The following is a 14,032-nucleotide window of genomic DNA, read 5'->3' on the forward strand; positions in this document are numbered from 1 at the left end:
CCTGCGAAAAAACGAGAATGCGTTTTTATTTGAAGGAATGAGCAATGACAAAAATAAAAAGCCAGGGAGACGGCCTTTTACCCGCTGTATCCCGACGTCAGTTTATCCAGGCCGGGTCGGCGCTTGCTGCCCTGCCGTTTGTCGCCCGCGTTGGCAAAGCAGAAGCGAGTGAAGGCACCGCCGCACAAGACGAGCCTGCGGAAAACATTATTCAGACCTGCAGCACATTTGACTGCGGGGGAAAGTGTGATATTCGGGCCCACGTCAACGATGGCGTGGTGACCCGAATTTCCACGCGCCCGGATAATGAGCTGGATCCGCAAATGCCGGTGATGCGCGCCTGCGTTCGTGGCCGGGCTTACCGGAAATTTGTTTACCATCCTGACCGTTTAAAATATCCGATGAAACGCGTGGGTAAGCGCGGTGAAGGTAAATTTGAACGTATTTCGTGGGATGAAGCTACCACGCTTATTGCCGAACGGTTAAAAACGATCACGCAACAATATGGCGCAGCCTCGCGCTATGTTCATGTGGGTACGGCGGTTTCCGGGGGCACCTTTTCCGGGGATAAGATGGTCCGTCGTTTGCTCAACTTAACCGGCGGATACCTTGAAAGCTATCATTCGGTCAGTATGGGCAATACAGCTGCCGCGACGCCTTACACCTACGGCACCGCCGCCAGCGGCAGTTCGCTGGATACACTGCAGGATACCCGGCTGGTGATCCTCTGGGGTCATAACCCAACGGAGACCATTTTTGGTCACAGCAACCACTATTTCCAGAGGATGAAGCAAAACGGCACGCGTTTTATCGTGGTTGATCCACGCTACTCAGATACCGTTTCATCCCTTGCCGATCAATGGATCCCCTTATTACCGACGACCGATAACGCGCTGATGGACGCGATGATGTACGTTATCGTCACGGAAAACCTGCACGATCGTGAATTTATTCAGCGCTATACGCTGGGCTTCGATGAAGCCTCAATGCCTGAAGGTGTACCCGCCAACGAGTCTCTTGTCGCCTATCTGACCGGTGCGAAAGATGGAGTGGTGAAAACTCCCGAATGGGCAGAGCAAATTACCCATGTGCCAGCGCAGACCATCCGGCAGCTGGCACGCGACTATGCCACAACAAAACCTGCCGCGTTAATTCAGGGCTGGGGTCCACAGCGCCACAACTGCGGCGAACGCACCGCGCGTGGCTCTACGCTGCTGGCAACGCTGACGGGCAATGTTGGCGTAAAAGGTGGGTGGGCTGCAGGATATGGTGGTTGTGCCAACCGGAAATTTGCGGTCGGTCCTGACATGCCGGATAACCCGGTCAAAGCAAAAATATCGGTGATGAACTGGGTTCAGGCCGCTGACGATGCCTCACAGGTCACACCGGATGTCGGCCTGAAGGATGCTGAAAAGCTCGACAGTAATATCCGCATTCTGTTTTCTCTGGCGGGTAACTATCTTGCTAACCAGAACCCCGATCTGCATCAGGCGACACGGGTACTGGAAGACGAGTCGAAAATTCAGTTCATCGTGGCAAGCGATCTCTTCATGACGCCGAGCGCCCGCTATGCCGATCTTCTGCTGCCGGAAACCAGCTTTATGGAACGCTGGAATATCGGTGAAACCTGGGGGACCGCAAGCTATCTGATCCTCTCGGAAAAGCTGATCAAACCCGAATTTGAACGCCGTTCAGACTATGACTGGCTGCGCGAAGTAGCCGCTAAGCTGGGTATCGAACCGGCCTTCAGTCAGGGGCGGGATGAAAAGGCGTGGATTGAACACATATGGGAGCAGACACGCCTGGCGATGCCAGAGGAAAACTTGCCTGACTTCACGACGTTGCAAAAGACGCGGCAACATCTCTTCAAAAGCGCCCCGTATGTCGCTTTTGAGGACAATATTCGCGACCCGCAAAATCATCCCTTCCCGACGCCCTCCGGAAAAATTGAGATCTTCTCGAAGCGTCTTTACGACATGCATCACCCGGAAATCCCTGCGCTGTCGCATTACGTGCCAGCCCATGAAGGACCGGAGGATGAACTGGCGAAGACGTTCCCGCTACAGCTCATTACCTGGAAGGGGAAAAACCGCGCCAACTCCACTCAGTATGCCAACCCATGGCTGATTGAGGTTCAGCAGCAAAAGTTATGGATTAACCCACAAGACGCGCAAAAACGCGGTATTGCGCAGGGAGATACCGTGCGTATTCACAATGCTCGGGGCATTTGTGAAATCCCGGCCGAAGTCACGCCGCGCATCATGCCTGGCGTTGTTGCCATGCAGGCTGGCGCCTGGTGGCAGCCGGACGAGCGGGGCATTGATAAAGGTGGCTGCGCGAACGTGCTCAGCTCCGCCCGTATTACCGCACTTGCGAAAGGGAATTCTCATCAAACCATGCTGGTGGAGGTAGCAAAAGCATGAGTCAGTTTAAACACTACGCGCCGGTGAGCGACAAACAGCTGGGCTTCTATATCGACTCATCCCGCTGCTCGGGCTGCAAGGCCTGCCAGGTGGCGTGCAAAGATAAAAACAACCTTGAACCCGGGCGTCGTTTCCGTCGTGTGTACGAAATCAACGGCGGGAATTTCATCCCAACCGGCCAGGGCGGCGTCAGCAATAACGTTTTTGCCTACACACTTTCTGTCTCCTGCAACCACTGTGCGGATCCTGTCTGCACCAAAAACTGCCCGACCACCGCGATGCATAAGCGTCCGGGTGACGGCATCGTGCGCGTCGATACGGATAAGTGCGTCGGCTGTGGATATTGTGCGTGGTCATGCCCCTATGGCGCGCCGCAGCTCAACGAGCAGACCGGGCAGATGTCCAAATGCGATTTTTGCGTGGATCTGCAGGCGAAAGGCGAACAACCTGTCTGCGTGGCAACCTGTCCCCTTGAAGCGATCAAATTCGGGCCGATTGATGAACTTCGGGCGAAATACGGAATGGTCTGTGACGTGAAGGGATTGCCTGATTCCTCCATCACCAAACCGAACCTGGTGATCAAAGCACATCAGGGCGCAGAGAAAGAGGGGACACGTCATGCATGAGTTACCGTTGCTGATTTTTACCCTGTTTCTTCAGGGATCGGTAGGCGTTACGCTCTGGCTGGCGCTCGGAGGCGCGCAGGCTTTGCCGCGTAACGCGCTGCTGCCTGCTGCCGGGGCATTCGTGCTGGCCTGCCTGGGGCTGCTCGCCTCGACGCTGCATATGGGCTACCCGCTCAATGCTCTCAACGCGCTGCGCCACGTATCCAGCTCCTGGCTGAGCCGTGAGATCGTATTTGCCAGCCTTTACCTTGCGGCGCTTGGTCTTGCGACGCTGCTGATGTTCGCGAAAAAACCAGGCTGGAAGCCGCTTCTGGCGGTGGCGGGTCTTGTCGGGCTGGTGGACGTGTTCTGCATGGCGCAGATTTATATCCATACGTCGGTTGTCACCTGGCAGCACATCAACACGCTGGTGCTGTTCATCGGCTCGGTGGGAATCATTGGCTCAGCCTGCGTGGCCGTTGGGGCGCCTTCCCGGATTAACCTGCGCGCGGCGGTTGTGATTATTACGCTGCTGGTGCTTGTGCGTCTGGTGATGCAGCCCGTCTGGCTGGCCGACATTACAGCCATGGACAACACCGTGGTGACATTCCCTCACGCTCCGTTACGGATGCTGGAGCAACTGCGCACGGTGCATCTGCTGAGCTGGTGCGTTTCCGTTGCGGGCATGCTGTGTTTTGCCGCGGGCGGTCTGAAGGCCGCGCGAGGCCCGGTGCTGCTGGGCAGCGCATTACTGATTGTGGGTGAGCTAATGCTGCGCTTCGTTTTCTTCAGTATTGGCTGATGGCCGGATTAACGCTTATCCCGGCGATGGACGTGACGCATGCGTGCGTTCGTCGCCGTTTCCGCCATACCTCCTGCCACGCCTGTGCGGACGCTTGCCCTGTGCAGGCGTTCTCTTTTACGGACTCGGGCGTTCTGATTGATGACAGCCGATGTATTGAATGCGGTGACTGCCTGTTTGTCTGCCCAGCCGGAGCCATTACCGGCATCGTACCGCGAAAACGCTTTTTGCGTGGAGATACGCTTGTCGGGCCGTTTGCGGAGCGCGCACCTGGAGTGAATGAGCTGCTACTGTGGCACGCGCAATACCGCGTTCGTTTTATCAGTATTGAGGTGGAGCACCATCCTGACTGGCTGCTGGCGCTTGCCCGGCTTAATCTTACGCTTCGCCGACGCGGTGAAGCGGCGTGGGCATTTAAGCTCATCCCGCACAACGAGGTGAATCTCGCCCGCCGTGCGCTAATGCACGTTCCCCGCGAGGATGTTCGTGCCTGTCGCGTCATGCCTGGCCTGCGTGAGTTGCGAAGGGCTTTTCCCGCGTTTAGCGAGGCAGAGATCGCTCTCGACGCCGGAAAGTGCGTGCTGTGCGGGGCGTGCTGGCGAAGCTGTCAGGAAAAGGCGATTCGTTTTGAGAACGCCAGTCTGAGGGTGGAAACCGAATATTGCACCGGTTGCGGTGGTTGTGAAGCGGTTTGCCAGCATGCGGCGATAAAAGTGACACAAACAGAGGGAACAGCGAAAACGGTAACCATGCCCGCATATGAGGCCATTTGCCAGACGTGCCGCCGTCAGTTCTGGTCATTTACGCCTGAAGAAAAGCAGTGCCCTCTCTGTTTCCACCATCACTACGGGATGCGAAATCTGTCCTGTTGCTAATCTTCGTCTCATTTTAAAAAAATGTTATGTATAACCATAGGCAATGGCGCTATTGCTCTTTATAATCCGCGCCACACCATACTCAGGTATGCAAAAACAACAGAACATTTTACAGAGGTTATCAATGGCTATTGAACGTACTTTTTCCATCATCAAACCAAACGCGGTGGCAAAAAACGTTATTGGCAGCATCTTCGCTCGCTTTGAATCAGCAGGGTTTAAGATCGTTGGCACCAAAATGCTGCATCTGACCGTTGAGCAGGCTCGCGGTTTCTACGCTGAGCATGAAGGTCGCCCATTCTTTGACGGTCTGGTTGAGTTCATGACCTCTGGCCCGATCGTGGTATCCGTGCTGGAAGGCGAAAATGCGGTACAGCGTCACCGTGACCTGCTGGGTGCAACCAACCCGGATAACGCGCTGGCAGGTACGCTGCGCGCTGACTACGCTGACAGCTTCACCGAGAACGGCACCCACGGTTCTGACTCTGTTGAATCTGCAGCGCGCGAAATCGCTTTCTTCTTCGCAGAAGGCGAAGTGTGTCCACGTACCCGTTAATTTAACGGTTTCGTTTACACATTATTTTCGTAAATGCCACGTGCAAACGTGGCATCCCTGCGCCAGACTTTGTACAATGCAACGCCCCGGACGAGCAGAACGCTTTCCGGGGCGTTTCTTTTCAACCCTCCATGGGCCATAACGTGTAACAACGAGGCCGGAAAATATTATGTCTGAATTAGTGAATACCTCCGAAGTCGCCACGCCTGCGGTTCCAAATAAAAATGGAAAAATTAACCTGCTGGATCTGAACCGTCAGCAGATGCGCGAGTTCTTTAAAGAGTTGGGCGAGAAGCCGTTTCGTGCCGATCAGGTCATGAAATGGATGTACCACTATTGCAGCGACAACTTTGATGACATGACTGACATCAACAAAGTGCTGCGCAACAAGCTCAAAGAAGTGGCTGAAATCCGCGCACCGGAAGTGGTGGAAGAACAACGCTCTTCAGATGGCACCATCAAATGGGCGATTGCCGTTGGCGATCAGCGTGTTGAAACCGTGTATATCCCGGAAGACGATCGCGCCACGCTGTGCGTCTCTTCTCAGGTTGGCTGTGCGCTGGAGTGCAAATTCTGCTCAACCGCGCAGCAAGGTTTTAACCGTAACCTGCGTGTATCGGAAATCATTGGCCAGGTCTGGCGTGCCGCGAAAATCGTTGGCGCGGCGAAAGTGACCGGAACCCGCCCAATTACCAACGTGGTGATGATGGGGATGGGTGAACCGCTGCTGAACCTGACTAACGTGGTTCCGGCAATGGAAATTATGCTGGACGATTTCGGTTTTGGCCTCTCCAAACGTCGCGTGACGCTCTCTACGTCAGGCGTGGTTCCGGCTCTGGATAAGCTGGGCGACATGATTGACGTGGCGCTGGCCATCTCTCTGCATGCGCCAAACGATGAAATCCGCGACGAAATTGTGCCGATCAACAAAAAGTACAATATCGAAACCTTCCTTGCGGCGGTGCGTCGCTACCTGGAAAAATCCAACGCCAACCAGGGCCGCGTAACCATCGAGTACGTGATGCTCGACCACGTGAACGACGGTACCGAGCATGCGCATGAACTGGCTGCACTGCTGAAAGATACGCCGTGCAAAATTAACCTGATCCCATGGAACCCGTTCCCGGGAGCGCCGTATGGCCGCAGCTCGAACAGCCGTATCGACCGTTTCTCGAAGGTGTTGATGGAGTACGGTTTCACCACCATCGTGCGTAAAACCCGTGGTGATGATATCGATGCCGCATGCGGTCAGCTGGCGGGTGATGTGATTGACCGAACCAAACGTACCCTGCGTAAACGCATGCAGGGCGAGACGATTGCGGTCAAAGCTGTTTGATTATTATGCAATCACGGCGCATTATTGCGCCGTGAAGCATAATCTTACTGAATAATCAGTCAGATTCGTGATGACTGAGTAATAATTACGGTGCGTTTCATACGACTTTCGGGCAGTATGTAACGACGTAACAACAGTTTAGCTTCACGGGCAGGGCGTACTGTCATCTCCGGGCTGACAGTCTTATACTGACTGTTCAAGGTTAACTGACCAGAAGTTTCGCGGTGCGGGTGGCATTGTGACTCACCGGCACCTGAACCCTTATTTTTCACGTACCAGTAGTTGTAGCGAATGAATACTGAAGCCACTCACGACCAACATGAAGCACTCTCCACTGGCGTTCGTCTTCGCAACGCCCGTGAACAACTCGGACTCAGCCAGCAAGCTGTTGCAGAACGCTTGTGCCTGAAGGTTTCCACGGTTCGCGATATTGAAGAAGATAAGGCACCTGCCGATCTGGCTTCAACATTCTTGCGCGGGTATATCCGCTCTTACGCAAAACTGGTGCACATCCCCGAAGACGAATTACTGCCAATGATGGAGAAGCAGGCACCGGTTCGTGCAGCCAAAGTTGCACCGATGCAGAGCTTCTCTTTGGGCAAACGTCGTAAAAAACGTGATGGCTGGCTGATGAGCTTCACCTGGCTGGTGCTGTTTGTGGTGGTCGGCCTGACCGGCGCATGGTGGTGGCAAAACCACAAGGCGCAGCAGGAAGAGATCACCACGATGGCCGATCAATCCTCTGCCGAACTTAACCAGGCCGGAAACGGTAACGCGCAGAGCGTTCCACTGAGCACCGACAGCGCGGCAACGACCAGCGAGCCACAAACCGCGACGACCGATACGCCAGCTACCGACGCTGCGCAGACCCCAGCGGCAACAGCTAACACGCCAGCGCCTCAGACGCAGGCTCCAGCGCAGGATCAAAACGCGGTGGTTGCACCTTCTCAGGCTCCTGTGGATACCGCAACGAACGCACCGGCGGCGAACACCGCTGCACCTCTGCCGACCGATCAGGCCGGTGTCGCAACGCCCGCGGTTGACCCTAACGCGCTGGTGATGAATTTCACTGCTGACTGCTGGTTAGAAGTCACTGACGCAACAGGTAAAAAACTGTTCAGCGGCCTGCAGCGTAAAGATGGCACGTTAAACCTAACCGGTCAGGCACCGTATAAACTTAAAATCGGCGCACCGGCAGCGGTACAGATCCAGTATCAAGGAAAACCTGTCGATCTGAGCCGCTTTATCAGAACTAACCAGGTTGCACGTCTTACCGTTAATGCCGAACAATCAGCAGCACAGTAACAGACGGGCTACGCGGGAGATTTTTCATGCATAACCAGGCTCCGATTCAACGTAGAAAATCAAAACGGATTTACGTTGGGAATGTGCCAATCGGCGATGGGGCGCCTATCGCCGTCCAGTCGATGACCAATACGCGCACCACGGATGTGGAAGCGACGGTCAACCAAATCAAAGCCTTAGAACGCGTAGGCGCGGACATTGTTCGCGTCTCCGTGCCGACCATGGACGCCGCAGAGGCGTTCAAACTGATCAAACAGCAGGTCAGTGTGCCGCTGGTTGCAGACATCCACTTCGACTACCGCATTGCGCTTAAAGTTGCCGAATACGGCGTCGACTGCCTGCGTATCAACCCAGGCAACATCGGTAACGAAGAGCGTATCCGCATGGTGGTGGACTGCGCACGCGATAAGAACATCCCCATCCGTATCGGCGTGAACGCCGGTTCTCTGGAAAAAGATCTGCAGGAAAAGTACGGCGAACCCACGCCGCAGGCGCTGCTTGAATCCGCGATGCGCCACGTTGATCATCTGGATCGTCTTAACTTCGATCAGTTCAAGGTCAGCGTAAAAGCCTCCGATGTCTTCCTGGCGGTAGAGTCCTATCGTCTGCTGGCGAAGCAGATCGATCAGCCCCTGCACCTTGGGATCACCGAGGCAGGTGGCCTGCGCAGTGGCTCTGTCAAATCAGCCATTGGCCTGGGCCTGCTGCTCTCGGAAGGGATCGGCGACACCCTGCGCGTTTCGCTGGCGGCCGATCCGGTCGAAGAGATCAAAGTTGGCTTCGACATCCTGAAATCACTGCGTATCCGCGCCCGTGGGATCAACTTCATTGCCTGTCCAACCTGTTCACGTCAGGAGTTTGACGTCATCGGAACCGTGAATGCCCTGGAGCAACGTCTTGAAGACATCATCACCCCAATGGACGTCTCCATCATCGGTTGTGTGGTGAATGGCCCGGGTGAAGCGCTGGTGTCAACGCTGGGCGTCACCGGCGGTAACAAGAAAAGTGGTCTCTATGAAGATGGCGTTCGTAAAGATCGTCTGGATAATAGTGATATGATCGATCAGCTTGAAGCGCGCATTCGTGCCAAAGCGTCGATGATGGACGAAGCGCAGCGCATCAGCGTTCAGCAGGTTGAAAAATAACGTGATGGGAAGCGAAGTGCTTCCCATGTATGATTGAACCCATTCTTTGGGTTCTTTTTTGTATATAGAAAGAGAATAAACGTGGCAAAAAACATTCAAGCCATCCGCGGCATGAACGATTATCTGCCTGGCGAAACCGCCATCTGGCAGCGCATTGAAGGCACACTGAAACAGGTGCTCGGCAGCTACGGTTACAGCGAAATCCGTTTGCCGATTGTAGAGCAGACCCCGTTATTCAAACGCGCGATCGGCGAAGTGACCGACGTGGTTGAAAAAGAGATGTACACCTTTGAGGACCGCAACGGCGACAGCCTGACACTGCGTCCTGAAGGTACGGCGGGCTGCGTACGCGCCGGCATCGAACATGGTCTCCTGTACAATCAGGAGCAGCGCCTGTGGTATATCGGCCCGATGTTCCGCCACGAACGTCCGCAGAAAGGTCGTTATCGCCAGTTCAACCAGCTGGGTGTGGAAGTGTTTGGCCTGCAAGGACCCGACATTGACGCTGAGCTGATCATGCTGACCGCCCGCTGGTGGCGCGCGCTGGGCATCTCTGAGCACGTCTCTCTGGAGCTGAACTCTATCGGCTCTCTGGAAGCGCGTGCCAACTACCGCGATGCGCTGGTGGCGTTCCTTGAAGAGCACAAAGAGAAGCTGGACGAAGACTGCAAACGTCGCATGTACAGCAACCCGCTGCGCGTGCTTGATTCCAAAAATCCGGACGTGCAGGCGCTGCTGAACGATGCGCCTGCATTAGGCGATTACCTGGACGACGAGTCTCGCGAACACTTTGCTGGTCTTTGCAAACTGCTCGAAGCAGCAGGCATTGCCTATACCGTTAATCAGCGCCTGGTGCGCGGTCTGGACTACTATAACCGTACCGTGTTTGAGTGGGTTACTACCAGCCTCGGTTCGCAGGGCACCGTGTGTGCTGGCGGCCGTTATGACGGTCTGGTTGAGCAGCTTGGCGGCCGTGCCGCGCCTGCGGTTGGCTTCGCAATGGGCCTTGAGCGACTTGTTTTGCTGGTTCAGGCAGTTAATCCGGAATTTAAAGCAGATTCCGTTGTCGATATATACCTGGTGGCCTCAGGCGCGGAAACGCAGTCTGCGGCGATGCAGCTTGCTGAACGCGTGCGCGATGCACTGCCGGAGGTTAAACTGATGACCAACCATGGCGGCGGCAACTTCAAAAAACAGTTTGCTCGTGCCGATAAGTGGGGCGCAAGTATTGCACTGGTGCTGGGTGAGTCCGAAGTGGCCAACGGCGAAGTGGTAGTGAAAGACCTGCGCTCTGGTGAGCAGACAACGGTAACGCAGGACGGCGTTGCGGCGCACTTGCGCACTCTATTGGGCTAAGGAGAAGGACTGCGTGGAAATTTACGAGAACGAACACGACCAGGTCGACGCGATCAAACGCTTCTTTGCTGAAAACGGCAAAGCGCTGGTTGTTGGGGTGATTTTAGGTGTAGGTGCATTGATTGGCTGGCGCTACTGGAACAATCATCAGGCGGATTCCGCGCGCGGCGCGTCTCTGTCCTATGAAAATACCGTGAGCGCCATTCGTGCCGATCAGCCGCAAACGCTGACGGCAGCAGAGAAATTTGCCGCTGACAACAAAAACACCTACGGTGCGCTGGCCGCGCTGGAAGTGGCTCAGCAGTACATCGACAAGAACGAACTGGATAAAGCGGCTGCCCAGCTGTCGCAGGGGCTTGCGGCTGCCAGCGATGACAACCTGAAAGCGGTTATCAATCTGCGCCTGGCCCGTATCCAGGTTCAGCAGAAAAAAGCTGATGAAGCGCTGAAAACGCTCGATACCATCAAAGGCGAAGGTTTTGCTGCCATCGTTGCCGATCTGCGCGGTGAAGCACTGCTGAGCAAAGGTGATAAAGCGGGCGCGCGTAAAGCGTGGCAAGCCGGTGTAGATAGCAATGCATCCCCTGCGCTGAGCGAAATGATGCAGATGAAAATAAATAATTTGTCCGTCTGAGAGGGACCCGATGCAATTGCGTAAATTACTTCTGCCAGGACTGCTTTCTGTTACGTTATTGAGTGGCTGTTCACTGTTCAGTGGCGAAGAAGACGTTGTGAAAATGTCCCCGCTGCCGACGGTTGAAAACCAGTTTACCCCGTCAACCGCGTGGAGTACTTCCGTGGGGGATGGAATTGGTGATTTCTATTCCAACCTGCACCCGGCTTTTGCTGACAGCGTTATCTATGCGGCTGACCGTAAAGGTACCGTAAAAGCGCTTAACGCCGATGACGGAAAAGAAGTGTGGTCCGTTAACCTGGCAGAAAAAGACGGCTGGTTCTCCCGTAAACCTGCACTGCTGTCTGGCGGCCTGACCGTTGCCGGTGGTCATGTATACGTGGGAAGCGAAAAAGCACAGGTCTATGCCCTGAACACCAGCGACGGTTCTGTTGCCTGGCAAACCACGGTTGCCGGTGAGTCTCTGTCTCGTCCGGTGGTGAGCGACGGCCTGGTGCTGATCCACACCAGCAACGGCCAGCTGCAGGCGCTGAACGAAGCCGATGGTCTGGTGAAGTGGACCGTCAACCTGGATATGCCATCACTCTCCCTGCGCGGCGAATCTGCCCCGGCGACAGCCTTTGGTGCTGCCATTGTGGGTGGTGATAACGGTCGCGTGAGCGCGGTGCTGATGCAGCAAGGTCAGATGATCTGGCAGCAGCGTATATCTCAGGCGACGGGGTCAACTGAAATCGACCGTCTGAACGACGTCGACACGACGCCTGTTATCGTCAACGGTGTGGTTTATGCGCTGGCGTACAACGGCAACCTGACCGCGCTCGATCTGCGCAGTGGCCAGATCATGTGGAAACGTGAACTGGGCTCAGTGAATGATTTCATTGTTGATGGTAACCGTATCTATATGGTTGACCAGAACGACCGTCTGCTGGCGCTGAGCACCGATGGCGGCGTGACGCTGTGGACGCAAAGCGATCTGCTGCACCGTCTGCTGACCGCACCGGCGCTGTACAACGGTAGCCTGGTGGTGGGTGATAGCGAAGGCTACATGCACTGGATCGATCCGGAGACGGGCCGCTTTACTGCGCAGCAAAAAGTCGACAGCTCTGGCTTCCTCACCGACCCGGTTGTGGCTGACGGTAAACTGCTGATTCAGGCAAAAGACGGCACGCTGTACGCGATCACGCGTTAATTACCCGGCGGTTGTAGTATACTAAACGGCTCCTGTTCACTCAGGAGCCGTTTTGACATTTTTAAAAACGCTGCGAAAGCGACGTTATTTTGAATTTTATGAGGCTTCAAACATGGTACCTGTGGTCGCGCTTGTCGGGCGCCCTAACGTTGGAAAATCCACTCTTTTTAACCGTTTAACACGCACCCGTGATGCGCTGGTTGCGGATTTCCCGGGGCTGACGCGTGACCGTAAGTACGGTCGTGCAGAGGTGGAAGGACGCGAGTTCATCTGTATTGATACCGGTGGTATCGACGGGACAGAAGACGGCGTTGAAACCCGCATGGCGGAGCAGTCTCTGCTGGCCATCGAAGAGGCAGACGTCGTGCTGTTTATGGTGGATGCCCGTGCTGGCCTGATGCCTGCGGATTCCGCCATTGCTAAACTTCTGCGTTCGCGTGAAAAACCGACCTTCCTGGTGGCGAACAAAACTGATGGTATCGATGCCGATCAGGCGATCGCCGATTTCTGGTCTTTAGGTCTGGGTGATATCTACCCGATCGCCGCATCGCATGGCCGCGGCGTGACCAGCCTGCTGGAAACCGTTCTGCTGCCGTGGGTTGACGAAGTGAACCCGCCGGAAGAGGTGGACGAAGACGCGGCATACTGGGCGCAGTTTGAAGACGGTGAAGAAGGCGAAGAAGAAGAGCCTGAAGAGACATTCAACCCGCAGGATCTGCCGATTAAACTGGCCATTGTGGGGCGTCCAAACGTAGGTAAGTCTACGCTCACTAACCGTATTCTGGGCGAAGAGCGTGTGGTGGTATACGACATGCCGGGCACCACCCGTGACAGCATCTACATCCCGATGGAGCGTGATGAGCGTGAGTATGTACTCATCGACACCGCGGGCGTGCGTAAGCGCGGAAAAATCACCGATGTGGTGGAGAAATTCTCCGTCATTAAAACCCTGCAGGCGATTGAAGATGCCAACGTTGTGCTGCTGGTTATCGATGCGCGTGAAGGTATCTCCGATCAGGACTTGTCGCTGCTCGGCTTTATCCTCAATAGTGGGCGCTCACTGGTTATCGTGGTGAACAAATGGGATGGCCTGAGCAATGAAGTTCGTGAGCAGGTGAAAGAGACGCTGGACTTCCGTCTGGGCTTCATCGACTTTGCTCGCGTGCACTTTATCTCTGCGCTGCACGGCAGCGGTGTGGGTAACCTGTTCGACTCCGTGCGTGAAGCGTATGACAGCTCCACCCGTCGTCAGAGCACCGCTATGCTGACCCGCATCATGAACATGGCAGCAGAAGACCATCAGCCGCCGCTGGTACGTGGCCGTCGCGTGAAGCTCAAATACGCCCACGCCGGTGGCTATAACCCGCCAATCGTGGTGATTCATGGCAACCAGGTGAAAGACCTGCCGGATTCCTACAAGCGTTATCTGATGAACTACTTCCGTAAATCGCTGGACGTGATGGGCACCCCTATCCGTATCCAGTTCAAGGAAGGGGATAACCCGTTTGCTAACAAGCGTAACACCCTGACGCCAAACCAGATGCGTAAGCGTAAGCGTTTGATTAAGCACATTAAGAAAAGCAAATAAGTTTTCATGATGAATCACTAACTATCATGTATATCTTAAAGCCCGATTATTTCGGGCTTTTTTATTGCCAGGAGATAACGTAAGGCCACAAAAAAACACATTAATTAGGTATACTGACCTGCCCCCACGATTAGATACAACACTCAGTTAGTAACGTCGGAATCTTCATTCTCAGAATGACCCTTTCTCCAGCCCGCTGCAAATTCAGACGGTGTCTG

12 protein-coding genes are annotated in these 14,032 nt (G+C 55.0%); all 12 read left to right on the plus strand.

Annotated features, from left to right (window positions below):
* The first annotated feature begins 44 nt into the window (after positions 1-44).
* Positions 45-2,423: a DMSO/selenate family reductase complex A subunit gene (locus tag ACOTX3_RS16050; RefSeq protein ID WP_058678267.1), complete on the plus strand. Its 2,379-nt coding sequence runs from the start codon at positions 45-47 to the stop codon at positions 2,421-2,423.
* A complete protein-coding gene (locus ACOTX3_RS16055; RefSeq protein ID WP_047023263.1) occupies positions 2,420-3,049 on the plus strand; it encodes a DMSO/selenate family reductase complex B subunit in 630 nt (209 codons plus the stop codon). The genes ACOTX3_RS16050 and ACOTX3_RS16055 overlap by 4 nt, the downstream gene beginning before the upstream one ends.
* Positions 3,042-3,830: a dimethyl sulfoxide reductase anchor subunit family protein gene (locus tag ACOTX3_RS16060; RefSeq protein ID WP_020690024.1), complete on the plus strand. Its 789-nt coding sequence runs from the start codon at positions 3,042-3,044 to the stop codon at positions 3,828-3,830. Before ACOTX3_RS16055 ends, ACOTX3_RS16060 begins: the two co-directional genes overlap by 8 nt.
* Complete coding sequence (locus tag ACOTX3_RS16065) at positions 3,830-4,705, plus strand: 4Fe-4S binding protein (RefSeq protein WP_058678266.1); 876 nt, start codon at positions 3,830-3,832, stop codon at positions 4,703-4,705. Before ACOTX3_RS16060 ends, ACOTX3_RS16065 begins: the two co-directional genes overlap by 1 nt.
* A gap of 124 nt (positions 4,706-4,829) precedes the next feature.
* On the plus strand, positions 4,830-5,261 hold the full coding sequence (gene ndk / locus ACOTX3_RS16070) for a nucleoside-diphosphate kinase (RefSeq protein ID WP_003860625.1): 432 nt from the start codon (positions 4,830-4,832) through the stop codon (positions 5,259-5,261).
* A gap of 169 nt (positions 5,262-5,430) precedes the next feature.
* A complete protein-coding gene (locus ACOTX3_RS16075) occupies positions 5,431-6,597 on the plus strand; it encodes a bifunctional tRNA (adenosine(37)-C2)-methyltransferase TrmG/ribosomal RNA large subunit methyltransferase RlmN (RefSeq protein WP_013098279.1) in 1,167 nt (388 codons plus the stop codon).
* Between the two features lie 291 nt (positions 6,598-6,888).
* Entirely contained in the window at positions 6,889-7,902 is a 1,014-nt protein-coding gene (gene rodZ, locus ACOTX3_RS16080; RefSeq protein ID WP_047023259.1) for a cytoskeleton protein RodZ, read from the plus strand.
* 26 nt (positions 7,903-7,928) lie between these two features.
* The gene (gene ispG / locus ACOTX3_RS16085; RefSeq protein WP_013098277.1) at positions 7,929-9,047 is read left to right on the plus strand and encodes a flavodoxin-dependent (E)-4-hydroxy-3-methylbut-2-enyl-diphosphate synthase; all 1,119 of its coding nucleotides are present in this window, start codon (positions 7,929-7,931) and stop codon (positions 9,045-9,047) included.
* Between the two features lie 81 nt (positions 9,048-9,128).
* Positions 9,129-10,403 (plus strand): histidine--tRNA ligase, encoded by a 1,275-nt coding sequence (hisS, locus tag ACOTX3_RS16090; RefSeq protein ID WP_013098276.1) that lies wholly within the window; start codon positions 9,129-9,131, stop codon positions 10,401-10,403.
* Positions 10,404-10,416: 13 nt separating this feature from the next.
* A complete protein-coding gene (locus tag ACOTX3_RS16095; RefSeq protein ID WP_013098275.1) occupies positions 10,417-11,037 on the plus strand; it encodes a YfgM family protein in 621 nt (206 codons plus the stop codon).
* A gap of 10 nt (positions 11,038-11,047) precedes the next feature.
* Positions 11,048-12,226, plus strand: coding sequence for an outer membrane protein assembly factor BamB (gene bamB, locus ACOTX3_RS16100; RefSeq protein ID WP_029882244.1), 1,179 nt, complete (start codon positions 11,048-11,050; stop codon positions 12,224-12,226).
* Between the two features lie 112 nt (positions 12,227-12,338).
* The gene (gene der / locus ACOTX3_RS16105) at positions 12,339-13,814 is read left to right on the plus strand and encodes a ribosome biogenesis GTPase Der (RefSeq protein WP_127869052.1); all 1,476 of its coding nucleotides are present in this window, start codon (positions 12,339-12,341) and stop codon (positions 13,812-13,814) included.
* The last annotated feature ends 218 nt before the right edge of the window (positions 13,815-14,032 follow it).

Origin of the sequence: Enterobacter cloacae complex sp. IR5384, assembly GCF_049237265.1 — a bacterium.
In the GTDB taxonomy this organism is placed as follows: domain Bacteria; phylum Pseudomonadota; class Gammaproteobacteria; order Enterobacterales; family Enterobacteriaceae; genus Enterobacter; species Enterobacter cloacae.

Excerpts from the sequence above, each read along its gene's own strand:
- ACOTX3_RS16050 (WP_058678267.1), top strand. The coding sequence starts at position 45 with ATGACAAAAATAAAAAGCCAGGGAGACGGCCTTTTACCCGCTGTATCC.
- ACOTX3_RS16055 (WP_047023263.1), top strand. The coding sequence starts at position 2,420 with ATGAGTCAGTTTAAACACTACGCGCCGGTGAGCGACAAACAGCTGGGC.
- ACOTX3_RS16060 (WP_020690024.1), top strand. The coding sequence starts at position 3,042 with ATGCATGAGTTACCGTTGCTGATTTTTACCCTGTTTCTTCAGGGATCG.
- ACOTX3_RS16065 (WP_058678266.1), top strand. The coding sequence starts at position 3,830 with ATGGCCGGATTAACGCTTATCCCGGCGATGGACGTGACGCATGCGTGC.
- ndk (WP_003860625.1), top strand. The coding sequence starts at position 4,830 with ATGGCTATTGAACGTACTTTTTCCATCATCAAACCAAACGCGGTGGCA.
- ACOTX3_RS16075 (WP_013098279.1), top strand. The coding sequence starts at position 5,431 with ATGTCTGAATTAGTGAATACCTCCGAAGTCGCCACGCCTGCGGTTCCA.
- rodZ (WP_047023259.1), top strand. The coding sequence starts at position 6,889 with ATGAATACTGAAGCCACTCACGACCAACATGAAGCACTCTCCACTGGC.
- ispG (WP_013098277.1), top strand. The coding sequence starts at position 7,929 with ATGCATAACCAGGCTCCGATTCAACGTAGAAAATCAAAACGGATTTAC.
- bamB (WP_029882244.1), top strand. The coding sequence starts at position 11,048 with ATGCAATTGCGTAAATTACTTCTGCCAGGACTGCTTTCTGTTACGTTA.
- der (WP_127869052.1), top strand. The coding sequence starts at position 12,339 with ATGGTACCTGTGGTCGCGCTTGTCGGGCGCCCTAACGTTGGAAAATCC.